Below are 25,870 nucleotides of genomic sequence, written 5' to 3'. Positions count from 1 at the left end.
CGCCCCAGGAGATCCATGATGACCCGCAGCACCGCCCACACCGAAGTCGTCCAGCGCCAGTTCGGCGAACAAGCCTCTGCCTACCTGAGCAGCGCCGTGCATGCCCAGGGTAGCGAATTCGCCCTGCTGCAGGCCGAGCTTGCCGGGCACGCCGACGCCCGCCTGCTGGACCTTGGCTGCGGTGCCGGTCACGTGAGCTTCCATGTCGCCCCGCTGGTGGCCGAAGTGGTCGCCTATGACCTGTCGCAGCAGATGCTCGACGTGGTCGGCGCCGCCGCCATCGAACGTGGCTTGAACAACATCGTCACCGAGCGTGGCGCCGCCGAGCGCCTGCCGTTCGCCGACGCCTCGTTCGATTTCGTCTTCAGCCGCTACTCGGCGCACCACTGGAGCGACCTGGGCCTGGCCCTGCGCGAGGTGCGCCGGGTGCTCAAGCCCGGCGGCGTCGCCGCGTTCGTCGACGTCATGTCGCCGGGCAGCCCGCTGCTCGACACCTACCTGCAAAGCGTCGAAGTACTGCGCGACACCAGCCACGTGCGCGATTATTCTGCCGGCGAGTGGCTGCAACAGGTCAGCGAAGCCGGCCTGTGCACCCGCAGCCACACGCGCCAGCGCCTGCGCCTGGAATACACCTCGTGGGTGGAGCGCATGCGCACCCCCGAGCCGATGCGTGCGGCGATTCGCCAGTTGCAGCAGGCGATGGGCGACGAAGTTCGCCAGCATTACCAGATAGAAGCCGATGGCTCCTTCAGCACCGACGTGATCGTGCTCTGGGCCCAACGCTGAGTTTCCCCCGGTACGCCAGTGCGGCGCACCGCTTGAATTGAATGATGAGGAACCCATGAGCAAGCAGATTCTGATTCTCCCAGGTGATGGCATCGGCCCGGAAATCATGGCCGAGGCGGTCAAGGTGCTGGAACTGGCCAACGACAAGTTCCAGCTCGGCTTCAGCCTGGCGCACGATGTGATCGGTGGCGCGGCCATCGACAAGCACGGCGTGCCGCTGGCCGACGAGACCCTGGAACGTGCGCGCCAGGCCGACGCCGTGCTGCTGGGCGCGGTGGGCGGGCCGAAGTGGGACAAGATCGAGCGTGATATCCGCCCTGAGCGCGGCCTGCTGAAAATCCGTTCGCAACTGGGCCTGTTCGCCAACCTGCGTCCGGCCATTCTCTACCCGCAGCTGGCCGATGCGTCCTCGCTCAAGCCAGAAATCGTCGCCGGCCTGGATATCCTGATCGTGCGCGAGCTGACCGGCGGCATCTACTTCGGTGCGCCGCGCGGCACCCGCGAACTGGAAGGCGGCGAGCGCCAGGCCTACGACACCCTGCCGTACAGCGAGAGCGAAATACGCCGCATCGCCCGTGTCGGTTTCGACATGGCCCGCGTGCGCGGCAAGAAGCTGTGTTCGGTGGACAAGGCCAATGTGCTCGCCTCCAGCCAGCTGTGGCGTGAAATCGTCGAGGACGTGGCCAAGGACTACGCGGATGTCGAGCTCAGCCACATGTACGTCGACAACGCCGCCATGCAACTGGTGCGCGCGCCCAAGCAGTTCGACGTGATGGTCACCGACAACATGTTCGGCGACATCCTGTCGGATGAGGCTTCCATGCTCACCGGTTCCATCGGCATGCTGCCGTCGGCGTCACTGGATGCCAACAACAAGGGCATGTACGAGCCGTGCCACGGTTCGGCCCCGGACATCGCCGGGCAAGGCATCGCCAACCCGCTGGCGACCATCCTGTCGGTATCGATGATGCTGCGTTACAGCTTCAACCAGCAGGCGGCGGCCGAGGCCATCGAACAGGCCGTGAGCCTGGTGCTGGATCAGGGCCTGCGCACCGGCGACATCTGGTCGGCGGGCTGCAGCAAGGTAGGTACGCAGGAAATGGGCGACGCAGTAGTCGCAGCGCTGCGGAATCTGTAATCTCTCGGGCCCGCCGCTGGTTTCTTCCAGGCGGCGGCCCACTTTTAGCGAAGGTGTAGTTGCGATGAAACGTGTAGGTCTGATCGGTTGGCGCGGTATGGTCGGTTCCGTGCTCATGCAGCGGATGCTCGAAGAGCAGGATTTCGATCTGATCGAGCCGGTGTTCTTCACTACCTCCAATGTCGGGGGCCAGGGGCCATCCGTGGGCAAGGACATTGCTCCGCTCAAGGATGCGTACAGCATTGAAGAGCTCAAGACCCTCGATGTGATCCTGACCTGCCAGGGTGGCGACTACACCAACGAGGTGTTCCCCAAGCTGCGCGAAGCCGGCTGGCAGGGTTACTGGATCGATGCCGCTTCCAGCCTGCGCATGCAGGATGACGCGGTCATCGTGCTGGACCCGGTCAACCGCAAGGTCATCGACCAGCAGCTGGACGCCGGCACCAAGAACTACATCGGTGGCAACTGCACCGTCAGCCTGATGCTGATGGGCCTGGGCGGCCTGTTCGAAGCCGGCCTGGTCGAATGGATGAGCGCCATGACCTACCAGGCGGCCTCCGGCGCCGGCGCGCAGAACATGCGCGAGCTGATCAAGCAGATGGGCGCTACCCATGCGGCGGTTGCCGATGACCTGGCCAACCCGGCGGCGGCCATCCTCGACATCGACCGCAAGGTCGCCGAGGCCATGCGCAGCGACGCCTACCCGACCGAGAACTTCGGCGTGCCGCTGGCCGGCAGCCTGATCCCGTGGATCGACAAGGAGCTGCCCAACGGTCAGAGCCGTGAAGAGTGGAAGGCCCAGGCCGAGACCAACAAGATCCTGGGTCGTTTCAAGAACCCGATCCCGGTCGACGGCATCTGCGTGCGCATCGGCGCCATGCGTTGCCACAGCCAGGCGCTGACCATCAAGCTGAACAAGGACGTGCCGATCGCCGACATCGAAGGCATGATCAGCCAGCACAACCCCTGGGTGAAGCTGGTGCCGAACCAGCGCGAGATCAGCATGCAGGAGCTGAGCCCGACCAACGTCACCGGCACGCTGAACATCCCGGTAGGGCGTCTGCGCAAGCTGAACATGGGGTCGCAGTACCTGGGCGCCTTCACCGTGGGCGACCAGCTGCTGTGGGGCGCGGCCGAGCCGCTTCGTCGCATGCTGCGGATCCTGCTGGAGCGTTGATCGCTGCTGCGCGGTAGAACAGGCCCCCTCGTCTTGCGACGCAGGGGGCTTTTTTGTGGTGGCCTGATGCCTTTGCCGGCACCGGGTGGTCTCGCTGCGGCAATCCGAGTAAAGTGCCGCTCCCCCCGTTCTGCCAGAGGCACTGTCCATGACTCAGACCTACGATATCGCCGTGATCGGCGCCACCGGCACCGTCGGCGAGACCCTGGTGCAAATCCTCGAGGAGCGCGATTTTCCCCTGGGCACCCTGCACCTGCTGGCCAGCAACGAGTCGGCGGGCAGCTCGGTGAACTACCGTGGCAAGAACCTGCGCGTGCGCGAAGTCGATGCCTTCGACTTCAGCCAGGTCAAGCTGGCGTTCTTCGCCGCAGGCCCTGCGGTTACCCGCAGTTTCGCCGCCAAGGCGCGTGCCGCCGGGTGTGCGGTGATCGATCTGTCCGGCGCGCTGTCGGCCGAACAGGTGGCAGCAGTGGTGCCCGAGGCCAATCCACAGGCCATCGACAGTCAGAGCCTGCCCGTGCAACTGGTCAGCCCGAGCGCTGCCGCGGTTGCCCTGGCGGTGGTGCTGGCCCCGCTCAAGCACCTGCTGGAACTGGAACGGGTCAACGTGACGGCGTGCATGGCGGTGTCGGCACAGGGCCGCGAGGCGGTGGGCGAACTGGCCCGGCAAACTGCCGAGTTGCTCAATGCGCGTCCGCTGGAGCCGCGCTTCTTCGATCGCCAGGTGGCGTTCAACCTGCTGGCCCAGGTGGGTACCAGCGACAGCGAGGGCCATGGCGCGCTGGAGCGTCGCCTGGTGAGTGAGCTGCGCGAGTTGCTTGGCCTGCCTTCGCTGAAGATTTCCGTGACCTGTGTTCAAGTCCCGGTGTTTTTCGGCGATAGCTACACTGTGGCCGTGCACAGTCGCAAGGCGGTCGATCTGGCGGCGGTGAACGCCGTGCTGGAGCACGCCGACAGTGTCGAACTGGTGGAGGCAGGTGACTACCCGACCCCGGTCGGCGATGCGGTGGCCCAGGATGTGGTGTATGTCGGGCGGGTGCGTGGCGGTGTCGACGAGGCCGAACAGCTCAATCTCTGGCTGACCACCGACAACGTGCGCAAAGGCGCGGCGTTGAACGCCGTACAGCTGGCGGAGTTGTTGATAAAACACCTTGCGTAAAAGATACTTGGCGACGATTTGCACATTGTTTCTGAAATACTGGAAGTGAGCGGCCGTCACGCGCTTGCGGGGCACCTTGCCAACATGATCCGGTGGTCATGCCAGTCAAATGCCTCACGGCGGTTTTTCACTTTCTTCTCGGTAGCCGGGGAAGGTTCATACAAAGGATGAGGTCATGCTTCGAATTCGCAAACTGGTGTTAGCAATAGCCGCGGCATCGGCGCTGTCCTCGGGTATGGCGCATGCGCTGGGGCTGGGCGAGCTGACCCTCAAGTCGGGGCAGAACCAGCCGCTGGATGCCGAGATCGAATTGCTCGATGTGCGTGACCTCACTCCCGCCGAAGTGGTGCCCAGCCTGGCGCCGGCCGAAGAGTTCAGCAAGGCCGGGGTCGAACGCCAGGCGTACCTCAACGACCTGACCTTCACCCCGGTGATCAACCCCAGTGGCAAGAGCGTGCTGCGGGTGACCTCCAGCCAGCCGCTGCCGGCCCCTATGGTCAAGTTCCTGGTGCAGGTGATGTGGCCCCAGGGCCGCCTGCTGCGCGACTACAGCGTACTGATCGACGCCTCCAAATTCTCTCCCGAAGCGGCCCAGGCGGCTTCGGGCGTCACCCCTGCGGTGACCGCGCCCGCCCGCCACACCACCGTGCGTCGCGACACTTTGTGGCAGATTGCCGCCAAGGCGCGCCAGGGTGGATCGGTGCAGCAGACCATGCTGGCGATCCAGGCGCTCAACCCCGATGCCTTCTACAACGGCAACATCAACCAGCTCAAGGTTGGCCAGGTACTGCGCCTGCCCGACCAGCAGCAGATCGCCGCCATCCCCCAGGGTCAGGCTGTCAAGGAAGTGGCCGAGCAGTATGCGGCCTGGCGTGAGGGGCGCCGTCTGGGCCCGCGTGCGCGCCAGCTCGACGCCACCCGGCGTGACGCGGCCGGCGCCGCCCCGGCGCGTATCGCCCAGCAGGACAACCTCAAGCTGGTGGCACCCGGCGGCAAAGGTGCGGCTGGCGACAGCAAGGCCCTGGCCGACAAGCTGGCGATGGCCGAAGAGAGCCTCGACACCACCCGGCGTGACAACGCCGAGCTGAAAAGCCGTGTGGCGGATCTGCAGAGCCAGCTGGACAAGCTGCAGCGCCTGATCGAACTGAAGAACGACCAGCTGGCGCGCCTGGAAGCCCAGAGCACCGCGCCGGCGAGCGTGCCTGCGCCCGAGCAGCCGGCGATCGATGCCCAGTTGCAGCAGGCGGTACCGAGCGAAGCGGTGGTGTCCCCGGCGCCGGCTGCCGTGGATACCGCGCCGGTGGCCGAAACGCCGCCGGCTGCCGTTACCCCGAGCGATTCGGACAAGATGCTCGACGACCTGCTGGGCAACAGCTGGCTGCTGGCGCTGATCGCAGGTTCAGCCTTGCTGGTGCTGTTGTTGCTTCTGCTGCTGTTGGCGCGCAAGCGTCGTGCCCAGCAGGAGGCTGAAAAGCACATGCGCATGGCGCGAGCCCTGGCCGAGGAAAGCGACCTGGGCCTGGGGCCGGACATGGACCTGCCGCAAAGCAGTTTCGAGGGCCTGGAGGTCTCCGCGCCGAGCGTGACCCTGGCGCCGGGTGTGGTGGCGGCCTCCGCTGCAGCGGCTGCGGCTGCCGAGGTAGCACCCGCCTACGACAGGCTGGACCCGGAGTCCGAGCTGGAGCTGGAGCCGGAATTCGAGCCCAAGCCGGCCCCCGTGGTCGAGCCCGCGCCCGAGCCGGTAGAGGTTCCGTCTTCGGCCCCGGCTGCGGTGGTGGCACCGGCCGTCATCGCGGCTGCCGTGCAGGCACCGGCCGAGGACGCCCCCGCGCCAAATGACGATGCCCTGCTGGCGGAAGTCGACCTGAGCATTGCCCGCGGTCGTCTGAACCATGCCGCCGAGCTGCTGGAGCCTGCGGTGGAGCAGGCCCCCGAGCGCGCCGACCTGCGCCTGAAGCTGATGGAAGTCTATGCCCGCCAGGGCGACCGTGACGCTTTTGTCGGCCACGAGCGCCAACTGGTTGCCAATGGTCAGAACCACGCCGATGTCGAATCGCTCAAGCAGCGTTACCCGGCCATGCTCGGCGTGGCCGCAGCGGGCGTCAGCGCTGCGGCCCTGGCCGCCGAGCTGGATGCCCAGTATGTGCAGGACCTGCTGCAGGACGACCCGCAGCCCGAGCCGGAAATCGAGTTGCCGGGCGAAGACGACCTGGACAGCGCCTTCGACCTGAGCCTGGATGACCTGGAGGGGTTGGAAGGCCTTGAAGACCTCGAAGGTCTCGAGGGCCTGGCAGACCTGCAGATCGATGATCCTCAGGCCCCGCAGGCCACGCCGCCTGCCGATATCGCGGCGCTCGACGACCTCGATTTCGATACCCTGCTGCAAGAGCAGACCCAGGCCCAGGCCCAGGCCGAGACGCCAGCGCCGCACGTGCCCGACGTGCAGGAGCAGGCAGTGACTGAAGTGCCGGCCGAGACACCCGCCGAGGTGCCTGCCGAGCCGATGCCCGAACCTGCACCGGTCGAGCCCGAGCCAATCCTGGATGACCTGTCCGACTTCGACCTCGACATGGGCGCCGACCTTGCGCCACCGGCGCCTGAAGCTGCACCCGCCGCTACGCCTGAAGCGCCACTGGATATCGAGGCCCAGTTGGCCGCGTTCGATGACTCACTGGGGCTGGATGACAGCTTCCCGGACCTGGCTGATGATTTCGACCTGTCCCTGGCCGACGAGCCGGACCCGCTGGACGCCAGCTTTGCCGCCGAGCTGGACGACGTCAACGCCGAGCTCGACAAGCTCTCGCAGAACCTCGAGCAGCCTTCCATCGCGCCGCACTTCACCGCCGAGGACGCCTCCGACCTGATGCTCGACGAGCCGGAGTTCGACTACCTCTCCGGTACCGACGAAGCCGCCACCAAGCTCGATCTGGCACGTGCCTACATCGACATGGGCGACAACGACGGCGCCCGCGAGATACTCGATGAAGTGATGAAGGAAGGTACCGAGACCCAGCGCAAGGAAGCCATCGAACTGCGTTCGCAGATGAGCTGAACGCCCACCTGAAAGGCCAACGGCAGCCCTCGTGGCTGCCGTTGTCGTTATAATCCGCGCCATTGCGTAAACCGACAGGCTGTATCCCCTTGGAAATCATCGATAACGCCGCAGCCGAAATGGCCGCCGAAGGCTTTTTCAGAATCGCGCTGGGCGTGGAATACAAAGGCACCCGCTACCGTGGCTGGCAACGCCAGGCCAGTGGCGTGCCGAGCGTGCAGCAGACCCTTGAGGAGGCGCTGTCGAAGGTCGCCGACTCGCCAGTGTCGCTGCAGTGCGCCGGGCGTACCGATGCCGGCGTGCATGCCAGCGGCCAGGTGGTGCATTTCGACACGCGGGCGGTGCGCAGCATGAAGGCCTGGACCATGGGCGCCAACATCAACCTGCCGCATGACGTCAGCGTGTCGTGGGCCAGGCAGATGCCGGCGCACTTTCACGCGCGCTTCAAGGCCATTGCCCGGCGCTACCGCTACGTGATCTACAACGACCAGATCCGCCCGGCGCACCTGGGCGACCAGGTCACCTGGAATCACCGCCCGCTCGATGCCGGGCGCATGGCCGAAGCCGCAGCCTACCTGGTGGGCACCCATGACTTCAGCGCCTACCGCGCCGGCCAGTGCCAGGCCAAGTCGCCGATCAAGCAGATCCATCACCTGCGGGTGAGCCGGCATGGGCGCATGATCGTGCTGGATGTCCGTGCCAGCGCCTTCCTGCATCACATGGTGCGCAACATTGCCGGCGTGCTGATGACCATCGGCGCCGGCGAGCGTCCGCCCGAGTGGGCCAGGGAAGTGCTCGAAAGCCGCGTGCGTCGTACCGGCGGGGTGACCGCGCACCCGTTCGGGCTGTACCTGGTGCAGGTGGAATACCATGACGAGTTCGAACTGCCCGAGCGTTTCATCGGGCCACATTTCCTTACGGGTTACGAGTCGTTGACGGCTGACGGCCCGCAAGGCATTTGCTAACATCCGGAGCTTTCCGGTTCAGCTGAGGTTCACAGGCCATGTCCGCCGTTCGCAGCAAGATCTGCGGGATTACCCGCATCGAGGATGCGCTGGCCGCGGCCGAGGCGGGCGCCGACGCCATCGGGCTGGTGTTCTACGCCAGAAGTCCGCGGGCGGTGAACGTGCAGCAGGCGCGGGCGATCATCGCTGCACTGCCGCCCTTCGTCACCACCGTGGGCCTGTTCGTCAACGCCAGCCGCTGTGAGCTCAACGAGATCCTCGACGCCGTGCCGCTGGACCTGCTGCAGTTTCATGGCGACGAAACCCCGGCCGACTGCGACGGCTACCACCGTCCCTGGATCAAGGCCCTGCGGGTTCGCCCCGGGGATGACCTGGAGGCCGGCTGCCAGCAGTACGCCAAGGCCAGCGGCATCCTCCTCGACACTTTCGTGGCCGGCGTTCCGGGTGGAACCGGCGAGGCGTTCGACTGGTCCCTGATACCCGAGCACCTGAGCAAGCCGATCATCCTGGCTGGCGGCCTCTCGGCCGACAATGTCGGGGCGGCCATCGCCCAGGTGCGTCCTTACGCAGTGGACGTCAGTGGTGGGGTGGAGCAGGCCAAGGGCATCAAGGACCCGGCCCGCATCGAGGCGTTCATGCGCGCGGTGCGCCAGGCGTGAGGGGCGGGCGAATGCTCGATGTGACGGCTGGCGGTGCGCCATCGTCCATAGCTTTCGCAGCCCGTTGCTGCCGGATCGCGCCCACGGGCCGATCGAAATTACCGGGTGGCGCCACCGGCGTCGCCTTTACAGGTTGACGATGAAGCTGGGGCAGGGTGGTACCGCGCTGAACGCGCACCGCCGGCCACGTTTCATCATCGCGTCATACACGAATTGAGCTCAAGGGCATACGCGTGACCCGGCAACTTTTGCCTGCCGGTCGCCGCTACTGGAGAAAGAAAGCATGAGCAACTGGTTGGTAGACAAACTGATCCCTTCGATCATGCGTTCCGAGGTGAAGAAGAGCTCGGTACCCGAAGGGCTGTGGCACAAATGCCCGTCCTGCGAGGCCGTGCTGTATCGTCCGGAGCTGGAAAAGACCCTGGATGTGTGCCCCAAGTGCAATCACCACATGCGCATCGGCGCACGTGCACGCATCGACATCTTCCTCGACGCCGAAGGCCGCAATGAGCTGGGTGCCGACCTGGAGCCGGTCGACCGCCTGAAGTTCCGCGACGGCAAGAAGTACAAGGACCGCCTGGTTGCTGCGCAGAAGCAGACCGGCGAAAAGGACGCCCTGGTTTCCATGAGCGGTACCCTGCTGGGCATGCCGGTGGTGGTCAGTGCGTTCGAGTTCTCCTTCATGGGCGGTTCGATGGGTGCCATCGTCGGCGAGCGTTTCGTGCGTGCCGCCAACTATGCCCTGGAAAACCGTTGTCCGATGGTCTGCTTCTCGGCCTCGGGCGGCGCGCGCATGCAGGAAGCGCTGATCTCGCTGATGCAGATGGCCAAGACCTCCGCCGTGCTGGCGCGCCTGCGCGAAGAAGGCATCCCGTTCATCTCGGTTCTCACCGACCCTGTTTACGGGGGCGTTTCGGCCAGCCTGGCAATGCTCGGCGACGTGATCGTAGGCGAGCCCAAGGCGCTGATCGGCTTTGCCGGCCCTCGGGTTATCGAACAGACCGTGCGCGAAAAACTGCCTGAAGGCTTCCAGCGCAGCGAGTTCCTGCTGGAGCACGGTGCCATCGACATGATCATCGCCCGATCCGAACTGCGCCCGCGCCTGGGCAATCTGCTGGCGCAGATGATGGGCCTGCCGACGCCGAAGTTCGTCGCCCCCGTGATCGAGCCGATCGTGGTACCACCGGTGCCTGCCAACGTATGACCCAGCGCACCCTGGGCGAGTGGCTCGCCTACCTCGAGCAGTTGCACCCGTCGACAATCGACATGGGCCTGGAGCGTTCGCGGCAGGTCGCAACGCGCCTCGGGCTGGGCCAGCCCGCGCCTCGGGTGATTACCGTTACCGGCACCAACGGCAAGGGCTCTACCTGTGCCTTCGTGGCCAGCCTGCTGCAGGCCCAGGGCCTGAAGGTCGGGGTCTACAGCTCGCCGCACCTGCTGCGCTACAACGAGCGGGTGCAGATCGACGGCCAGCAGGCCAGCGATGCGCAGCTGTGCCAGGCATTCGCCGCCGTCGAAGCGGCGCGTGGCGAGACCTCCCTGACCTACTTCGAGGCCGGTACCCTGGCGGCGTTCTGGCTGTTCCAGCAGTCGGCGCTGGACGCCGTGGTGCTTGAAGTGGGCCTGGGCGGGCGGCTCGACACCGTCAACCTGGTGGACGCCGACCTTGCCGTGGTCACCAGTATCGGTGTCGACCATTGCGATTTCCTTGGCGATACCCGTGAGTCGGTGGCCTTCGAGAAGGCCGGGATTTTCCGTGCCGACAAGCCGGCGCTGTGTGGCGACCTCGACCCGCCGCAGCCGTTGCTGGACAAGGCACGCGAACTAGGCTGCCGGTTCCTGCTGCGCGGACGCGACTTCGACCTGTCCAGCACCGACCAGTACTGGCAGTGGCGGGGCGTGGATGCGCACGGCAATGCCGTCGAGCTGCACGACCTGCCGTTGCTCGATCTGCCCATGGAAAACGCGGCGCTGGCGCTGCAGACCTACCTGCTGACCGGCCTGCCCTGGAATGCCGCGCAGATCGCCCAGGCACTGCGCGACACCCGTATCGTCGGGCGTCTCGACCGTCGCCAGTTCATCTGGCAGGGCAAGCACCTGAGCATTCTGCTCGACGTCGGCCATAATCCACATGCGGCCCAGTACCTCGCTCAGCGCCTGGCTTCGCGCCCGGTGCCCGGCAGGCGCCTGGCGGTGTTCGGCCTGCTGGCCGACAAGGACCTGGCCGGGGTGATCGAACCGCTGCATGCGCAAGTGGCCCACTGGGCGGTTGCGCCTCTGGATACCGCCCGCAGCCGGCCTGCAAGCGAGTTGCAGGCCGCGTTGCAGAACCTTGGCGCCGACGTGAAGTCGTATGCAAGCGTCGCCGACGCCCTTGACGGGCAGTGCGCGCAAGCGACGGCAGGCGACCAGATCCTGCTGTTCGGATCATTTTTCTGTGTCGGCGAGGCCCTGCAGTGGCTGAGCCGGCAGACCATGGAGGACGGGGCAAATGGCGTTGCTGGATAAAGTCGTCAAGCAGCGGATGGTGGGCGCGCTGGTGCTGGTGGCACTGGCGGTGATCTTCCTGCCGATGCTGTTCACCCGTGAGGACGAGCTGCGCCAGGTGCATGTCGAGGCGCCCGCCGCCCCGGCTGTGCCGGCCTTGCCGCAGGTGCAGGTGGAGCCGGTGGAGGTGCCCGAGCCGCAGGTGATCCAGGATGAGGCGCTCACCGCCCAGGAACCCAGCGCACCGAGCACGCCCATTGCCCCGGCACCGGTGGTGACTGCACCCACCCCAGCGCCCGCCGCGCCGGTGACGGAGGCCAAGCCGGCCACGCCTGCGCCGGTCAGCAAGCCTGCGGCGGCCCCGGCCAAGCCGGTTGCCAGTGCACCTGCCAAGGTCGATGGCAATGGCCTGCCGGTGAGCTGGTCGGTGCAACTGGCCAGCCTGTCCAACCGCGCCAATGCCGAGAACCTGCAGAAAACCCTGCGTAGTCAGGGCTACAACGCCTATATTCGCTCGGCCGAAGGTACCAACCGGGTGTTCGTCGGGCCGCTGATCGAGCGTGCCGAAGCCGAGCGCCTGCGCGATGTGATCAACCGCCAGCAGAACCTCAAGGGTTTTGTGGTGCGCTTCCAGCCCGAACGTAGCTGACCCCCCGCCGTCCGGCTGCCGCCGGACGGCAAATCACCGCTTACCGATAGCCCACCGCTCTGGTAAAATGCGCCGCCTTATCCGTTTGCAGGCAGCACTGTGGCATTTACCTGGGTCGACTGGGCGATTCTCGCGATCATCGCCGTTTCTTCGCTGATCAGTCTCAAGCGCGGTTTCGTCAAGGAAGCCTTGTCGCTGCTTACCTGGATCATCGCCGGTGCGGTCGCCTGGATGTTCGGTGGCGGTATCTCGCAGTACCTTGAAGGCTACATCCAGACGCCGTCGGCGCGGGTGATAGCCGGATGTGCCATTCTTTTCGTCGCCACCTTGCTGGTGGGGGCAATGATCAATTTTCTGATCGGCGAGCTGATTCGCGTCACCGGGTTGTCCGGGACCGATCGCTTCCTGGGCATGGCTTTCGGCGCCGCTCGCGGGGCCCTGCTCGTCGTGGTGGCGGTCGGGCTGCTGAGCCTGGGGCCGGTACAACAGGACCCGTGGTGGCAGGAGTCTCGCCTGCTGCCACAATTTCTATTGGTGGCTGACTGGTCGAAAAACCTCATTCTGGGGCTGACCAGCCAGTGGCTAGCCAGCGGAATCAGCGCACCGGCTGATCTCCCGTTTCAAGAACAGTTGCTTGGGCCCAAAGCGCCCTGAGTGCTGATCCGTCAAGTTTCATAATGTAGGGGTTGCGTCGCATGTGTGGCATCGTCGGTATCGTCGGTAAGTCGAACGTCAATCAGGCGCTGTATGACGCGCTAACCGTGCTCCAGCACCGCGGCCAGGATGCTGCCGGTATCGTTACAAGCCATGATGGCCGACTATTCCTGCGCAAGGACAACGGCCTGGTACGTGACGTGTTCCAGCAGCGTCACATGCAGCGTCTGGTGGGCCACATGGGCATCGGTCATGTGCGCTACCCGACTGCGGGCAGCTCGACCTCGGCCGAGGCCCAGCCGTTCTACGTCAACTCGCCGTATGGCATCACCCTGGCGCACAACGGCAACCTGACCAATGTGGAGCAACTGGCCAAGGAGATCTACGAGTCCGACCTGCGCCACGTCAACACCAACTCCGACTCCGAAGTGCTGCTCAACGTATTCGCCCATGAGCTGGCGGTGCGCGGCAAGCTGCAACCGACCGAGGAAGACGTGTTCGCCGCCGTGACCGACGTGCACAACCGTTGCGTGGGTGGCTACGCGGTGGTGGCGATGATCACCGGCTACGGCATCGTCGGCTTCCGCGATCCGAACGGCATCCGCCCGATCGTGTTCGGCCAGCGTCACACCGACGAAGGCGTCGAATACATGATCGCCTCCGAAAGCGTCTCGCTGGACGTGCTCGGCTTCACCCTGATCCGCGACCTGGCGCCGGGCGAAGCGGTGTACATCACCGAAGAAGGCAAGCTGCACACCCGCCAGTGCGCCATCGCGCCCAAGCTTTCCCCCTGCATCTTCGAGCACGTTTACCTGGCCCGCCCGGATTCGATCATCGACGGTGTGTCGGTGTACAAGGCGCGCCTGCGCATGGGCGAGAAGCTTGCCGAGAAGATCCTGCGCGAGCGTCCCGAGCACGACATCGACGTGGTCATCCCGATTCCCGACACCAGCCGTACCGCGGCGCTGGAACTGGCCAACCACCTGGGCGTGAAGTTCCGTGAAGGCTTCGTCAAGAACCGCTACATCGGCCGTACCTTCATCATGCCCGGCCAGGCCGCGCGCAAGAAGTCGGTACGCCAGAAGCTCAATGCCATCGAGCTGGAGTTCCGCGGCAAGAACGTGATGCTGGTCGACGACTCGATCGTGCGCGGCACCACCTGCAAGCAGATCATCCAGATGGCCCGCGAAGCCGGCGCGAAGAACGTTTACTTCTGCTCCGCCGCGCCAGCGGTGCGTTTCCCCAACGTCTACGGCATCGACATGCCGAGCGCTCATGAACTGATCGCGCACAACCGCAGCACCCAGGACGTGGCCGAACTGATCGGCGCCGACTGGCTGGTCTACCAGGACCTGCCGGACCTGATCGAGGCTGTAGGTGGTGGCAAGATCAAGATCGAGCATTTCGATTGCGCGGTATTCGATGGCCAGTACGTGACTGGCGACATCGACGCCGCCTACCTGGACAAGATCGAGCAGGCGCGCAACGACGCCTCCAAGGTCAAGAACCAGGCGGTCAGCGCGATCATCGACCTTTACAACAACTGACAAGGGGAGCAACGGCATGACACAGCAATGGGATGCCGGGCGCCTGGACAGCGACCTCGACGGGGTCGCTTTCGATACGCTGGCGGTACGCGCCGGCCAGCATCGCACGCCGGAAGGTGAGCACAGCGACCCGCTGTTCTTCACTTCCAGCTACGTGTTCCGTACGGCGGCCGACGCCGCTGCGCGGTTCGCCGGCGAGGTTCCAGGCAACGTCTATTCGCGCTACACCAACCCGACCGTAAGGGCCTTCGAGGAGCGCATCGCCGCCCTGGAAGGCGCCGAGCAGGCGGTCGCCACCTCCACAGGCATGTCCGCGATCCTGTCGCTGGTGATGGCCTTGTGCAGCGCTGGCGACCACGTGCTGGTCTCGCAGAGCGTGTTCGGTTCGACCATCAGCCTGTTCGAGAAGTACTTCAAGCGCTTCGGCGTGCAGGTCGACTACGTGCCGCTGGCCAACCTGGCTGGCTGGGAACAGGCGATCAAGCCCAATACCAGGCTGCTGTTCGTCGAGTCGCCGTCCAATCCACTGGCCGAGCTGGTGGACATCGGCGCGCTGGCCGAGATCGCCCATGCCCGGGGCGCGCTGCTGGTGGTGGACAATTGCTTCAGCACTCCGGCCCTGCAACAGCCATTGAAGCTGGGCGCGGACATCGTCATGCATTCGGCGACCAAGTTCATCGACGGCCAGGGCCGCTGCATGGGCGGCGTGGTCGCCGGACGCAACGAGCACATGAAGGAAGTGGTGGGCTTTCTGCGTACTGCGGGGCCGACGCTGAGCCCGTTCAACGCCTGGGTGTTCCTCAAGGGCCTGGAAACGCTGAACCTGCGCATGCGCGCCCACTGCGCCAATGCCCAGGCCCTGGCCGAGTGGCTGGAGCAGCAGGACGGTGTCGAGAAGGTGCATTACGCGGGCCTGCCAAGCCACCCGCAGCACGAGCTGGCCAAGCGCCAGATGCGCGGCTTCGGTGCGGTGGTGAGCTTCGAGGTCAAGGGTGGCAAGGAGGGCGCATGGCGCTTCATCGACGCCACGCGGCTGATTTCGATCACCGCCAACCTGGGTGACAGCAAGACCACCATCACCCACCCGGCCACCACCTCCCACGGCCGTCTGGCGCCGCAGGAGCGTGAGGCCGCCGGGATTCGCGACAGCCTGATCAGGGTTGCCGTGGGCCTGGAAGACGTGGGCGACCTGCAGGCCGACCTGGCGCGCGGTCTGGCGGCGCTGTGATCGACTGGTCGGTGAGCGAGAGCAGCCACAACGGGCGTGTGGCGCTGGTAACCGGCGCTGCACGCGGGATCGGCCTGGGCATCGCGGCCTGGCTGATCAGCGAGGGCTGGCAAGTGGTGCTCACCGACCTGGATCGGGCCCGTGGCGCGAAGGTGGCCAAGGTGCTCGGTGACAACGCCTGGTTTGTCGGCATGGACGTGGCCGACGAGGCCCAGGTGACGGTGGGCGTGGCCGAGGTGCTGGGGCAGTTCGGGCGCCTGGATGCGCTGGTGTGCAACGCGGCGATTGCCGACCCGCACAATACCACCCTCGAAAGCCTCAGCCTGAACCACTGGAACCGCGTGCTGGCGGTCAACCTGGGTGGCCCGATGCTGCTGGCCAAGCACTGTGCGCCTTACCTGCGCGCGCATTGCGGCGCCATCGTCAACCTGGTGTCCACCCGTGCGGCACAGTCCGAACCCGATACCGAGGCCTATGCTGCGAGCAAGGGCGGGCTGCTGGCCCTGACCCACGCACTGGCCATGAGCCTGGGCCCGGAGATCCGCGTCAACGCTGTCAGCCCTGGCTGGATCGATGCGCGGGACCCTTCGCTGCGCCGTGCCGAGCCCTTGAGCGAGGCCGACCATGCGCAGCACCCGGCGGGCAGGGTAGGAACCGTGGAAGATGTGGCGGCGATGGTGGCATGGCTGTTGTCGCGCAACGCGGGTTTTGTCACCGGCCAGGAGTTCGTGGTGGACGGTGGCATGACCAAGAAGATGATTTACACGTAAGCGGCGGGCTTCACGCGGCACGTTGCAAGAACCTGTGCAATCGGCTTTTGATTCTGCTTTTACTTGCAGCTTGTTGCTTGAAGCCTGCAGCTGTTTTTTTACGAAAGTGAAAAAAACTTCAACACTGGTATTGACTTAGGTTCGATACCTGCGTAAATTTCACCACCTCAGCGAAGCACACGGGTGATTAGCTCAGCCGGGAGAGCATCTGCCTTACAAGCAGAGGGTCGGCGGTTCGATCCCGTCATCACCCACCACTTCCTGAGATGTTCCTGGCCCGACACTTTCGAAAGACGGTGTTACCAGAGAGGAACAGGACGCAAGTCCACTATGCGCAGCGGTAGTTCAGTCGGTTAGAATACCGGCCTGTCACGCCGGGGGTCGCGGGTTCGAGTCCCGTCCGCTGCGCCACTTTTCTCCAGATCGGTTCAACAACCGGTTTGAGGTCCGAAGCCAAGGCTTCAGGCCAGATCCCAGTTTCAAACAGGTGAAAGCCTGTGCGATACGCAGCGGTAGTTCAGTCGGTTAGAATACCGGCCTGTCACGCCGGGGGTCGCGGGTTCGAGTCCCGTCCGCTGCGCCATATCCGCCTCGAGGCCCTTGAACTCCTCGAAGCAACAAAAAAAGCGACCTTAAGGTCGCTTTTTTTGTGCCTGCAGAAAAGCCTGGCCGCCAAGGCTGGCACCTGCTGGCGACGTACTGCCTGCAGGTGCCGGCCTTGCTGGCGAAAGAATATGCCCCTCAGACCTTGAAGCGCGAAAGCAGTCCTTGCAGCTCAGTGCCCAGGCGCGCCAGCTCTGCCGCCGAGGTGGCAGTGTGCGCCGAGGCGGTGGACGTCTGTTCGGCCACATCACGCACACTGATCACGCTGCGACCGATCTCTTCGGCTACCGCGCTCTGCTGTTCGGCGGCGGTCGCGATCTGCACGTTCATGGCCTGGATGTGCGTGACCGTGTGTGTGATGGCCTGCAGCTCCACGCCTGCCTCATTGGCCAGCCCGACTGTCGTACCGACCATGCCCTGGCTGGTGTGCATGCGTTCTGCAGCCCTCTGCGCACCCTGCTGCAATGACCCGATCAATGTCTCGATCTCTGCGGTGGACTGCTGGGTGCGTTGGGCCAGCCCGCGCACCTCATCGGCCACCACGGCGAAGCCACGCCCGGCCTCGCCGGCACGTGCCGCCTCAATGGCGGCGTTGAGCGCCAGCAGGTTGGTCTGCTCGGCGATGGCATTGATCACCGTCATCACACTGCCGATGCGTTCGCTCTCTTCGGACAACCTGCCGACGGCGTCGGCGGAGGTGCCGATGTCGTCGGCCAACTGGTCGATCTGGGTCAGTGCGCGCTGTACCACCAGATTGCCCTGGCTGGCCTGGCTGTTGGCCTGGCGGGTGGCGGTACTGGCCTGCTCGGCATTGCGCGCCACTTCCTGCACCGTGGCTACCATTTCGCTCATGGCCGTGGCGACCTGGTCGGTCTCCAGTTTCTGGCTGTCGACGCCGGCACGGGTCTGTTCGGTGATGGCCGAGAGCTGCTCGGCCGCCGCTGACAACTGAGCGGTAACGGTGCCCACCTGGCCCAGCACACCGCGCAGGTTGTCGCCGCTTTGGGAGAGGGCTTGGAGCAACTGGCCAAACTCGTCACGGCGCAGCTCGCTGCTGTTATCCCTCAGGTCGCCGGCACCGATACGACGCGCGATCACTACGGCCTGCTGCAACGGCTGGGTGATCTGGCGGATGATCACCCAGCCGATCGCACCGCCCAGCAGCATGGCGCCAACCAGCAGCCCGAGCATCAATGCACGGCTGTGGCTGGATTCGTCGACGCTGAGCTGATTCTGGCGTGCGATCAGCGTATTGATCGCTTCCAGGCTGGTTTCGATATTGCTCACCAGCACCGTACGGCTGCGGGCCTGCTGCTCGACATCGCGGGCAAAGCGCTCGGCCAGTTGCAGGTACTGGTCCAGGTCGGAGGGCAGTCTACCCAGTTGCGGGTGACCGCTGCCCAGGCGCTTCACGCTGTCATTGGCGCGTGTGTGGGCCTCACGCACCGTGTCCAGGCGTTTGGTGCTGCCCTCGCGCATCATGGCCAGGCTGTTCTGGCGCAGGTCGCTCAGGGCGTCGTTGAGGGTGGCAAGGTCGCGACGGACGTTGCCGGCGTCGTCCTGGTACAGCGCCTGGGTCAGCGTACGGACATCGTTCTGCAGGCTGCTGCCCAGGCGCTCGGAATCGGCCTGGATGCGGCCTATGTCCTGCTGGGCGGTTTGCAGCTGGCGAAACTGCTGCATGTAGCCCTGCATGTTTTCCAGCACGTGTTGCAACTGCTGCCTGGACACTGCGTCGTCCAGGCGCTGGAGGTTCTCCTCGATCAGCGTCACCAGGGTGCTGTAAGAGGTGTTCAATTGCGCCGCAAGGTTTTCATCGCCGTGGTGTTCATACGACAGGCGCGCGGCGCGAATGTCATTGGTGTGGTCGAGCACGTGATTGACCGACACCAGCCGATCGGCACGGGTGGTCAGGGTGTTGAGGCTGCGAATGCCGATCACGGCGAGGAGCGCCATCAGCAGCACGATACTCGCGAAACCGAGGGCCAGCTTCACTTTCACCGATATGTTTTTCACCTTGAATGCTCCTGGGTCGATGGTCAGTGGCTGACGTAGTGGCGTATTGCCATTTTCTGTCGCATGCCGGGCCAGTATCGATGGGCTCAAGGTGTAGCGGGGAGTCAGACATTTCCCGGTATGACGTGGGAAAGCTGGTTAAATAGTGAACGAAAAAAATCGCGACCAATGGTTCAGGACGGCTGTGTAGTGCAGGCCAGCCGCTGTGCAGGTGAAATTTAGTGCCGGATCGCCCGGTTGCGGTTTCAGTCATCTGCGGATGTGATGCACAATAGGCGCCGACCGTTTTTCGCAGGATTTTCAATGTCAAAGTCAACCGTCTTCACTGCGCTCGGGCTGGCCCTTGTGCTGGCGGGCGTTGCCGGCTGTTCCTCGAAGAAAGCCGCCATCTACGAACACGAGAACTTCGACGACTCGGGCACCTTCTCGCGCAGCTTTCCGGTCAGCGAAGCAGGTACCTGCGAGGCTGCCCGGCGCGCGCTGCTCAGCCAGGGCTACATCATCACCACCAGCGAACCGGGCCAGGTCAATGGCAACAAGAGCTTCCAGCAGACGGGCGACTCGCACCTGCAGATCAGCTTCAACGTGGTCTGTGCCAACGACACCGGTTCCGGTCAGCGCTCGACCATGTTCGCCAATGCCCTGCAGGACCGTTATGCGCTGAAAAAATCCAACACTTCGGCCAGCCTCGGGGTGGGTGTGCTGGGGTCGGTGTCGATGCCGATCGGCTCGTCGGACGACTCCATGGTCAAAGTGGCCAGCGAAACGGTGACCTCGCCCAAGTTCTACGAGCGCTACTTTGCGTTGGTCGAGAGTTTCCTGCCCAAGCCGAGCAAGAAGGCCAAGGTCGAGCCCAAGGCCGAACCCGCCAAGCCGGCTCTCGACCTGGGAGTGCCCGAACCTGCGCCTGCTGCGCCAAGCGCTCCGGCCGTCGAGGCCGCGCCGGCGCAGGCTCCGGCCCCTGCGGCAACTGCCGAGGTCGCAGCGCCGGTGGTGTCGGTACCGGCAGCGCAAGCGCCGGCTGCACCGCTGGTCGACGACAGCAAGAGCTCGCAGCCTGTGGCGCCGCCCCAGGATGCGGCGCCGATCACGGTCGAACAGACTGCACCGCCCACCGAGCCTGCCGCCGCACCGGCGCAGCCTCCAGCGGCCCCGACGCCCGACGCGCCTGCGCCGCTGTGACGCATCGGATAAATCATCGATTGCCTGCTACGTTTATCTCAATGGGCTGAGCGCTTGTGCTTTTCGCTGGCTTGCCAGCGAAGGGCTAGCCACCTTGCGCCAGCCTGTCACGTCACGGTCATTTTTTCTTCACCTGGGCACTTTAGGGTGAAGCACGACTCAATGACATGATCGAGAAAACCAAGGAGCAGGCAATGGACGACTATCAAGAAGAACTGCTGGAATACCGCGCATTCGAACTCGACCCGCCAGAGCCGGCCGAAGACGCTACCGAGCTCTGATCGGGCTTATGCGCCCCGCCGCTGGCTGCGGCGAAAGTCCCCCGGCGTCACGCCGTTCCAGCGCTTGAATGCGCGCTGGAAGGCCTCTGCCGACGCAAACCCCAGCAGGTAGGCTATTTCGCCAAAGGCCAGCTCCGTGTCGCGGATGTAGGTCACAGCCAGATCGCGGCGCGTGTCGTTCAGAATCGCCCGAAACTGCGTGCCTTCCTCGGCCAGCTTGCGCCGTAAGGTCCAAGTGGGCAGTTGCAGCTGCGCCGCCACTTCACCCAGGTCCGGTTCACGTCCGCCGTTGAGCAACGGCCCCAGCAGATGGGCGATACGCTCAGCCAGGCTGCGCATGCGCGTGCGCTCCGCCAGTTCCTGCTCGCATAGCTGCAACAGGTGCTGCCAGGTGCTGGGGCAATGGGCCGGGTTGCGCAGCGCCAGGCTGGCGCGGTCCAGGCGCAACTGATTATGTGTGGCCCCGAACTGCACCGGGCTGCTGCACAGGGCCTGGTAACGGTCGGCATAGGCGGGCGCGCAAAACTCGATCTCCATACGCTCCGCCTGCAATGCCACCCCCACCAGCCCCGACAGTTGTGCCAGCCAGCCGGCCAGTACCGAGTCGACCACGAAGCGGTTGTAGTCGTTGTACGGGCTGATCGAATAGAAGCGCAGCCAGGCGCCCTGATTGTCCTCATGGAGGCTGGACTGGCCACGGTAGTTGGCGGCGTACAGCGGCTCGAAACGCACCAGCGTACGCGCGGCCTCGCCCAGGGTAGGGGCCTGGGCGGCGGCTACACCGGCCAGGCCGGCCTGGTTCAGGCGGCTCAGGCGGCCCATGTGCAAGCCCAGCGCCGGTTCGTTGCTGAGTGCAATGGCGGCATGCCCCAGGTGCATGTAGCGCGGAATCGACAGGCGCGCACCGGCTTCGGCCAGCCGTGCAGGCACAAGCCCGTAGCGTTGCAGAAGGGGGGCCGGATCATGCCCCAGTTGCTGCAGCGCCTGCGCAAGGCTCTGGATGAACCCCACCGACAGATCCCCCAGGCGTACCCGTGGTCGGTTCATCGGTTACAGCCAGAGGTTGAGCAGGCGCGCGCCGGGATGACTGCTGGCACTGACGTAGTGCCCGTCGCGGCTGGTGAAGCCCAGGCCGTCGCCGGCAATTTCCCAGAACTGGCCGCGCAGGAACACGCTCAGCAGGGCGGTATCGGCGCTTTGGCCGTGGCCGATCAGGCGCTGCCAGGCCTGGCCTTCCTCGACCTGGCCGGCCTTGAGCGGCAGGCTCACGGCCATCGGCTGGTGGCGGTTGCCGCGCCAGGGGGCGGTCCAGCTGTCTCGGCCGCTGATGAAGGCGGGTACCGCGATCAGTTGTGCCGACTGCGCGGCCAGTTGCTGGTAGTTGGCCGGGTACCAGCTGTCGCTGCCCACCAATACGCCGAGGCGGCCTGCGGGTGTATCGAATACTTGCAGCGGATAGGCATCGCCGCTGCGGATGAAGCGGCGCACTTCACTGTCGGGGTATTGCTGGCGTTGCGGCTGGCCGATCACCTTGCCGTCGCTGGCGAATACCACGCCGTTGTTGTACAGCGCGCCGCTGCCGCTGTGAAGGATGCCTTGCTCTGCATACGGGGTGGGCAGCACGATGGAACCGGCCACCAGGGTCACGCCGAACTCCCTGGCCAGGCCGCCGAACAGTTGCTGGTAGTCGGCTGCCATCTGCGTGGCCTTCATGCGCAGGTGCGCATCGGCACGGCGGTCGTCGCCCTCGGCGTTGAACATGGCCAGCCCGTAGCGCAGCGGGTTGCTCAGCTCCAGCCATTGCCAGGCCTCCTGCAGGCGGGTGACCTGGTACAGCTCTTTCTTTTCGCCGCGGGCCCACAGCCAGGTGCCGATATGCTCGGGCAGCACCACGATCGTGCGCGGGCCGACCAGGCCCTGGGTGCGAGCGTGTTCAAGGTAGGCGGCGAGCTTGCGGTGCAGCAGGGCCAGGTTCTGGTAGTCGCCCGGATACAGCAGTGGCTCGATGCCCAGCAGATTGCCCTTGTCGGCGGGCACGCCCTGGTTCAGCGCCACTTCAACGCGAAGGTCGGACAGGTAGTGGCCGGCCGGGCGTTGTTCGGTCCACAGGCCATAGCCCAGGAGCATGGCAGTCAGAACAAGCGCCAGGGCGCCAAGCAGAAGTTTTCGCATGGAATCAGATGTATGTCCGCAGTTGCGTCGAGGGTACTGGAAACAGGGGGTTGGTGAAACATATCCTGCTCGCACTGGGCCCTGAGTCGAAGCATAGGACAGCTGCAGGCGTCTTAAATACTGGCGCACTTGCTATTTGCCATGGCGGATCTATCGTCGTTGTTACAGCCTTCCAAAGGATTGGCATCATGACGATACGGCTGGTCAGACTGCTGGTCATGGGCGGAGCCGCGCTGCTCGCATCCTGTGCGCTGTTCAACCCTTATGTGCAGAGTATCGCGCCTGAAACAAAGACTGCCACTGGCTCGCAACTGGCCAGCAAGATCCGCATGGAGCTCCAGGGCAAGACCAACGGATTGGCCTACTGGCAGTCGGGATCGTCATTGGCGCTGGCAGGTGCGCTGGGTCTTGGGGGCTACAAGGCCGTCACTGCAGGCAACGGTCACCAGGTGGCAGCGCTTGCGGCTGGCAGTGCATCGCTCTATGGTTTTTCCGCTGCGCAGTACAAACCCACCAGAGAGCAGCTTTATCACCGTGGCGTGCAAGCGGTGATGTGTGTCGAGTCGATATACGAGCGGGCCAGCCTGGAGGACGGTAACGAGCTGATAAGGCGCATCGCCCAGCTGAAGGCTGGCTCTGGAGCCGTGTCGATTACCAATGCCTACTCGTTGTATGGCGCGATTTCCAGGGCGAAGGCATTCGACAGGGTGTACAAGGAGAAACTGGTCGAAATCGTCGCGGCGCTCAATAACTACCTGGCTGCATTGCAGCCTGCCCCTGAGGTGACGTACCGGATCATCTCCGACGCGATCGGGTCACGGCCGGTTCCCCCGCCGGACGGCACGAAGAACGCGTGGCCAGCCGGCCTGGCGCCTATTTCCATCAATGGACGTTTCAATGCCCAGCAGCAGCTCCAGGCGGCCTTGCTGGCCGATGAGGCCAATGAATGGATTGCGCGCATCTACACCACTGCACCGGGCTTTGACAGTGATGCTTCCGGTTGCAACCCGTTTCAGGGGCAAGTGCCCTCGATCAAAGGGCTGCCATCCGGATCCACACTGGACATGGTGGCAGGCGGGCAGGAGCGCTTTCTGATCCTGAACTCCTCCGGCGACCTGCGCATCACCTACGCAACCCAGGACTCATCCGATCAGGGCGCTGCCGAAATCAGGGTGATTACTGAAAACAGAAGCTACTGGGTGGAGGTCAAGGCGCTCAGGCAGACCCAGAAACCGCTGAAGGCCTATCTGACGGATAGCCAGAAGGGCGAAGTCACCATCGACTTCTATATCAGTATCTCCGCCGCTCCTGCGGCTGGTCCTTGAGCAGGGGGGGATCGAGAATGTCTGGCCCAACGGTACTGTCCGGGCTTGCTGCGGGCTTTCTGCTCGCCGCGTCAATGGCTTCAGGCGCCGAGGATTGCGGTACGCCTGGCACACTGACCAGCAGCAAGGGTGATTCCCGAGTGTTGGTGACGCGAGTGTTCAAGGATGGCTCGATCGCCGTGCGTGCGCGGCTGGCAGTGAATCCGGATGGTGGCAAGGGCGCCTACACCGTTGGCGATCATGGGTTCACCTATATCGCCAACGGCCTTTCGATCATGCGCAAAGGTGTCCGCTATCGATGCGACCTTGATTGCCGAAACGCTTTTCTGAAGGCGGAACTCAAAGGGTTTGCCGAGCACACGCCGGAGTTCTGCGTGTATGCGATGGAAGTCGAGCCCTTTGCGCCAGGGCAGGCCAGAACATCCTGCGGCAATGGGCGCTACCTCATCGGAAATGGCAAGGGCCGCCTGCGCAAGGGGCCGCTGCTTGACACCGTGAGCGGCGCCACGGTGCAGAGCTATGTTTCCACTACCTCATTGCGCCACAAGGTGGATGGCCAGGTGCAGTCTCTGGACTCCGAGACACTGCCCATAGCGGTGGCCGCCAAGGCGAGCATGCTGGGATCGATCGTCTGGGTCGCAGGCAAGGGCCTGCACGGCACGTTCGCGCTTGTGGGCGAAAGCGGGCCGGCTTTTGGCGAAGGCTCAATCGCGCTGCACCAGTTGTTGCACACCAATGCAATCACCGCACAGGCATCCGGCCCTATCCCTGTGGGGCAGCGCTGCAGCGCTGTCGAGTCAGGCCTGACGCCCCCTTTTCGGTCGTCCCCGGACAAACCAGGGGACGGCTGCCGGAGAGGGCGAGCAGCCAGCAGCGCCAGCGATATCCGTGCCTACAACGGTATCAGCGAGCCGGTCGATTTCGTCGTGCTTGGCCAGGCCGGATTTTCCCGCAAAGGCGGGTTGATCGAGCAGACAGTGACCCGGCAGTCGATCGATGAGGCGGCTGCGCGAGCCGGCTATACCCAGCAGCGTATCCGTCAGATGCTGGCCTGCCTGCCGCGGTCCTGAGCCAGGCGACCGCCTACGGCTGGTCTCAGCCCTTGGCCGCCATGGCGGTCACTTCCACGCGCATGCCTTCAACCGCAAGGGCGGCCACGCCAACTGCGGCCCGCACTGGCCATGGCTTGGCGAAAAAGCGCTGGTACACCGCATTGAAGGCGGCGCGGTCGGCCATGTCGGTGAGGTAGATGGTCAGGTGCATGACCCTGTCCATCGAGCTGCCGGCGCGCTCCAGTGCCACCTTCAGGGCTTGCAGGGTGCATTCGCTCTGCAGGGTGATGTCGCCCAGTTCCAGGCTGCCGTCTGCCCGGGTCGGGATCTGGGTGGAGACCAGCACGCCGCCGAAACCGACAACGTCGGAGGAGATGGAGTCGGCATCGAGATCGGGAACGAAGGTGAGGTCGTGGTTGGCCATGGGCAGCTCTCGTTTGAGGGGGGGACAAGTTGGCCGACAGTTTACAGGGTCATGGCGCATGAGGTGCGATGGCGAGCGCATTCAGTCGTCAGTGAGTGGGTGCCTGTCGGCGACGATCGATCGGTCAGTCGACGCTCGTTTTGCCTCTTGAAATGCTCCCGGCCGATTTCCCCAACTGCGCAACTTCTTGCGCACTCAAATGTGGATAACCCTGTGCATACATTGCTGAGGGCCATACTCAACGTGGCCTGCAGCCAACTGCGCAACTTCTTGCACAGTACTGCGCAAGAAGTTGCGCACTTTTTCGGGTTTTCTCGCGTAAAAGTGCTCAAAAAACGTACAGTAAAAACACAAGCTACTGATTAACAACAATTAAATTTCAGTTGGCACGGGTCTTGAACTGTCTCCTTGCAGTCGCACGGCATTTTTCGCCTGTTCGGCTTCACTTTCTGCAAGGAGCAAACCCCCATGGCAACACCTGCCTACATGTCCGTCACCGGCACCAAACAAGGCCTGATCACCGCCGGTGCCTTCACCGCCGATT

The 25,870-nt window shown here is 64.5% G+C and carries 21 protein-coding genes, 3 tRNA genes and 2 pseudogenes; 21 read left to right on the top strand and 5 right to left on the bottom strand.

Going from position 1 to position 25,870, the window contains the following annotated elements:
- Positions 1 to 18 precede the first annotated feature (18 nt).
- The 17 genes from MF6396_RS03390 to MF6396_RS03310 all read left to right on the top strand — a co-directional run bounded on the left by MF6396_RS03390 (position 19) and on the right by MF6396_RS03310 (position 16,854).
- Positions 19 to 786, top strand: coding sequence for a class I SAM-dependent methyltransferase (locus tag MF6396_RS03390; protein ID WP_043862852.1), 768 nt, complete (start codon positions 19 to 21; stop codon positions 784 to 786).
- Between the two features lie 55 nt (positions 787 to 841).
- Positions 842 to 1,924, top strand: a complete 1,083-nt coding sequence (gene leuB / locus MF6396_RS03385) for a 3-isopropylmalate dehydrogenase (protein WP_043862851.1) — start codon at positions 842 to 844, stop codon at positions 1,922 to 1,924.
- Positions 1,925 to 1,988: 64 nt separating this feature from the next.
- Positions 1,989 to 3,101: an aspartate-semialdehyde dehydrogenase gene (gene asd, locus MF6396_RS03380; RefSeq protein WP_043862850.1), complete on the top strand. Its 1,113-nt coding sequence runs from the start codon at positions 1,989 to 1,991 to the stop codon at positions 3,099 to 3,101.
- Between the two features lie 148 nt (positions 3,102 to 3,249).
- On the top strand, positions 3,250 to 4,260 hold the full coding sequence (locus tag MF6396_RS03375) for an aspartate-semialdehyde dehydrogenase (protein ID WP_043862849.1): 1,011 nt from the start codon (positions 3,250 to 3,252) through the stop codon (positions 4,258 to 4,260).
- A 175-nt stretch (positions 4,261 to 4,435) separates the two neighbouring features.
- Positions 4,436 to 7,312 (top strand): FimV/HubP family polar landmark protein, encoded by a 2,877-nt coding sequence (locus MF6396_RS03370; RefSeq protein WP_078479728.1) that lies wholly within the window; start codon positions 4,436 to 4,438, stop codon positions 7,310 to 7,312.
- 119 nt (positions 7,313 to 7,431) lie between these two features.
- Positions 7,432 to 8,277 carry a tRNA pseudouridine(38-40) synthase TruA gene (truA, locus tag MF6396_RS03365; RefSeq protein ID WP_078479807.1) on the top strand — a complete coding sequence of 282 codons (846 nt, stop codon included), beginning with the start codon at positions 7,432 to 7,434 and terminating at the stop codon, positions 8,275 to 8,277.
- Between the two features lie 38 nt (positions 8,278 to 8,315).
- Positions 8,316 to 8,936 carry a phosphoribosylanthranilate isomerase gene (locus tag MF6396_RS03360; protein ID WP_054916652.1) on the top strand — a complete coding sequence of 207 codons (621 nt, stop codon included), beginning with the start codon at positions 8,316 to 8,318 and terminating at the stop codon, positions 8,934 to 8,936.
- A 283-nt stretch (positions 8,937 to 9,219) separates the two neighbouring features.
- A complete protein-coding gene (gene accD / locus MF6396_RS03355; protein ID WP_043862846.1) occupies positions 9,220 to 10,140 on the top strand; it encodes an acetyl-CoA carboxylase, carboxyltransferase subunit beta in 921 nt (306 codons plus the stop codon).
- A complete protein-coding gene (gene folC, locus MF6396_RS03350) occupies positions 10,137 to 11,444 on the top strand; it encodes a bifunctional tetrahydrofolate synthase/dihydrofolate synthase (RefSeq protein WP_078479727.1) in 1,308 nt (435 codons plus the stop codon). Before accD ends, folC begins: the two co-directional genes overlap by 4 nt.
- Positions 11,428 to 12,072 (top strand): SPOR domain-containing protein, encoded by a 645-nt coding sequence (locus MF6396_RS03345; protein ID WP_043862844.1) that lies wholly within the window; start codon positions 11,428 to 11,430, stop codon positions 12,070 to 12,072. Before folC ends, MF6396_RS03345 begins: the two co-directional genes overlap by 17 nt.
- Positions 12,073 to 12,171: 99 nt before the next feature.
- Positions 12,172 to 12,726, top strand: a complete 555-nt coding sequence (locus tag MF6396_RS03340; protein ID WP_043862843.1) for a CvpA family protein — start codon at positions 12,172 to 12,174, stop codon at positions 12,724 to 12,726.
- A 41-nt stretch (positions 12,727 to 12,767) separates the two neighbouring features.
- Positions 12,768 to 14,273 (top strand): amidophosphoribosyltransferase, encoded by a 1,506-nt coding sequence (gene purF / locus MF6396_RS03335; protein ID WP_043862842.1) that lies wholly within the window; start codon positions 12,768 to 12,770, stop codon positions 14,271 to 14,273.
- Positions 14,274 to 14,289: 16 nt separating this feature from the next.
- Positions 14,290 to 15,501: an O-succinylhomoserine sulfhydrylase gene (locus MF6396_RS03330; RefSeq protein ID WP_043862841.1), complete on the top strand. Its 1,212-nt coding sequence runs from the start codon at positions 14,290 to 14,292 to the stop codon at positions 15,499 to 15,501.
- Positions 15,502 to 15,512: 11 nt separating this feature from the next.
- Positions 15,513 to 16,271, top strand: a complete 759-nt coding sequence (locus tag MF6396_RS03325) for an SDR family oxidoreductase (protein WP_167400232.1) — start codon at positions 15,513 to 15,515, stop codon at positions 16,269 to 16,271.
- Between the two features lie 181 nt (positions 16,272 to 16,452).
- Positions 16,453 to 16,528: transfer RNA gene (locus MF6396_RS03320), tRNA-Val, on the top strand.
- A 77-nt stretch (positions 16,529 to 16,605) separates the two neighbouring features.
- Positions 16,606 to 16,682, top strand: a tRNA-Asp gene (locus MF6396_RS03315).
- Between the two features lie 95 nt (positions 16,683 to 16,777).
- Positions 16,778 to 16,854, top strand: a tRNA-Asp gene (locus MF6396_RS03310).
- Between the two features lie 158 nt (positions 16,855 to 17,012).
- Here MF6396_RS03310 and MF6396_RS29385 read toward each other — a convergent pair.
- On the bottom strand, positions 17,013 to 17,843 hold the full coding sequence (locus tag MF6396_RS29385) for a methyl-accepting chemotaxis protein (RefSeq protein WP_370409650.1): 831 nt from the start codon (positions 17,841 to 17,843) through the stop codon (positions 17,013 to 17,015).
- Between the two features lie 27 nt (positions 17,844 to 17,870).
- Positions 17,871 to 18,830, bottom strand: a pseudogene (locus tag MF6396_RS29380) (methyl-accepting chemotaxis protein); the annotation flags it as partial.
- Positions 18,831 to 19,193: 363 nt separating this feature from the next.
- On the opposite strand from MF6396_RS29380, the gene MF6396_RS03300 reads away from it, so the two are divergent.
- On the top strand, positions 19,194 to 20,072 hold the full coding sequence (locus MF6396_RS03300; protein ID WP_078479726.1) for a DUF2242 domain-containing protein: 879 nt from the start codon (positions 19,194 to 19,196) through the stop codon (positions 20,070 to 20,072).
- A gap of 287 nt (positions 20,073 to 20,359) precedes the next feature.
- On the opposite strand, the gene MF6396_RS03295 is transcribed toward MF6396_RS03300, so the two are convergent.
- Positions 20,360 to 21,400: an AraC family transcriptional regulator gene (locus tag MF6396_RS03295; RefSeq protein ID WP_054916648.1), complete on the bottom strand. Its 1,041-nt coding sequence runs from the start codon at positions 21,398 to 21,400 to the stop codon at positions 20,360 to 20,362.
- 3 nt (positions 21,401 to 21,403) lie between these two features.
- Positions 21,404 to 22,525: a carbon-nitrogen hydrolase family protein gene (locus tag MF6396_RS03290; protein WP_078479725.1), complete on the bottom strand. Its 1,122-nt coding sequence runs from the start codon at positions 22,523 to 22,525 to the stop codon at positions 21,404 to 21,406.
- A 188-nt stretch (positions 22,526 to 22,713) separates the two neighbouring features.
- Between MF6396_RS03290 and MF6396_RS03285 the strand changes: the two genes are divergently transcribed.
- On the top strand, positions 22,714 to 23,850 hold the full coding sequence (locus MF6396_RS03285) for a hypothetical protein (protein ID WP_078479724.1): 1,137 nt from the start codon (positions 22,714 to 22,716) through the stop codon (positions 23,848 to 23,850).
- Positions 23,851 to 23,867: 17 nt separating this feature from the next.
- A complete protein-coding gene (locus MF6396_RS03280; RefSeq protein WP_078479723.1) occupies positions 23,868 to 24,920 on the top strand; it encodes a hypothetical protein in 1,053 nt (350 codons plus the stop codon).
- 25 nt (positions 24,921 to 24,945) lie between these two features.
- Here the strand turns inward: MF6396_RS03280 and MF6396_RS03275 are convergent, their stop codons facing one another.
- Complete coding sequence (locus tag MF6396_RS03275) at positions 24,946 to 25,326, bottom strand: RidA family protein (protein WP_043862834.1); 381 nt, start codon at positions 25,324 to 25,326, stop codon at positions 24,946 to 24,948.
- A gap of 468 nt (positions 25,327 to 25,794) precedes the next feature.
- On the opposite strand from MF6396_RS03275, the pseudogene MF6396_RS03270 reads away from it, so the two are divergent.
- Positions 25,795 to 25,870, top strand: a pseudogene (locus tag MF6396_RS03270) (Hcp family type VI secretion system effector); the annotation flags it as partial.

The organism is Pseudomonas sp. MF6396 (genome assembly GCF_002018915.1).
Classification (GTDB): Bacteria; Pseudomonadota; Gammaproteobacteria; order Pseudomonadales; family Pseudomonadaceae; genus Aquipseudomonas; species Aquipseudomonas palmensis.
The sequence above is the reverse complement of the archived record's forward strand: the minus strand, read 5'-3'. Positions and strand labels throughout refer to the sequence as shown.

Coding starts and splice junctions, on each gene's coding strand:
- MF6396_RS03390 (WP_043862852.1), top strand. CDS start 19: ATGACCCGCAGCACCGCCCACACCGAAGTCGTCCAGCGCCAGTTCGGC.
- leuB (WP_043862851.1), top strand. CDS start 842: ATGAGCAAGCAGATTCTGATTCTCCCAGGTGATGGCATCGGCCCGGAA.
- asd (WP_043862850.1), top strand. CDS start 1,989: ATGAAACGTGTAGGTCTGATCGGTTGGCGCGGTATGGTCGGTTCCGTG.
- MF6396_RS03375 (WP_043862849.1), top strand. CDS start 3,250: ATGACTCAGACCTACGATATCGCCGTGATCGGCGCCACCGGCACCGTC.
- MF6396_RS03370 (WP_078479728.1), top strand. CDS start 4,436: ATGCTTCGAATTCGCAAACTGGTGTTAGCAATAGCCGCGGCATCGGCG.
- truA (WP_078479807.1), top strand. CDS start 7,432: ATGGCCGCCGAAGGCTTTTTCAGAATCGCGCTGGGCGTGGAATACAAA.
- MF6396_RS03360 (WP_054916652.1), top strand. CDS start 8,316: ATGTCCGCCGTTCGCAGCAAGATCTGCGGGATTACCCGCATCGAGGAT.
- accD (WP_043862846.1), top strand. CDS start 9,220: ATGAGCAACTGGTTGGTAGACAAACTGATCCCTTCGATCATGCGTTCC.
- folC (WP_078479727.1), top strand. CDS start 10,137: ATGACCCAGCGCACCCTGGGCGAGTGGCTCGCCTACCTCGAGCAGTTG.
- MF6396_RS03345 (WP_043862844.1), top strand. CDS start 11,428: ATGGCGTTGCTGGATAAAGTCGTCAAGCAGCGGATGGTGGGCGCGCTG.
- purF (WP_043862842.1), top strand. CDS start 12,768: ATGTGTGGCATCGTCGGTATCGTCGGTAAGTCGAACGTCAATCAGGCG.
- MF6396_RS03330 (WP_043862841.1), top strand. CDS start 14,290: ATGACACAGCAATGGGATGCCGGGCGCCTGGACAGCGACCTCGACGGG.
- MF6396_RS03300 (WP_078479726.1), top strand. CDS start 19,194: ATGTCAAAGTCAACCGTCTTCACTGCGCTCGGGCTGGCCCTTGTGCTG.
- MF6396_RS03295 (WP_054916648.1), bottom strand. CDS start 21,400: ATGAACCGACCACGGGTACGCCTGGGGGATCTGTCGGTGGGGTTCATC.
- MF6396_RS03290 (WP_078479725.1), bottom strand. CDS start 22,525: ATGCGAAAACTTCTGCTTGGCGCCCTGGCGCTTGTTCTGACTGCCATG.
- MF6396_RS03285 (WP_078479724.1), top strand. CDS start 22,714: ATGACGATACGGCTGGTCAGACTGCTGGTCATGGGCGGAGCCGCGCTG.
- MF6396_RS03280 (WP_078479723.1), top strand. CDS start 23,868: ATGTCTGGCCCAACGGTACTGTCCGGGCTTGCTGCGGGCTTTCTGCTC.
- MF6396_RS03275 (WP_043862834.1), bottom strand. CDS start 25,326: ATGGCCAACCACGACCTCACCTTCGTTCCCGATCTCGATGCCGACTCC.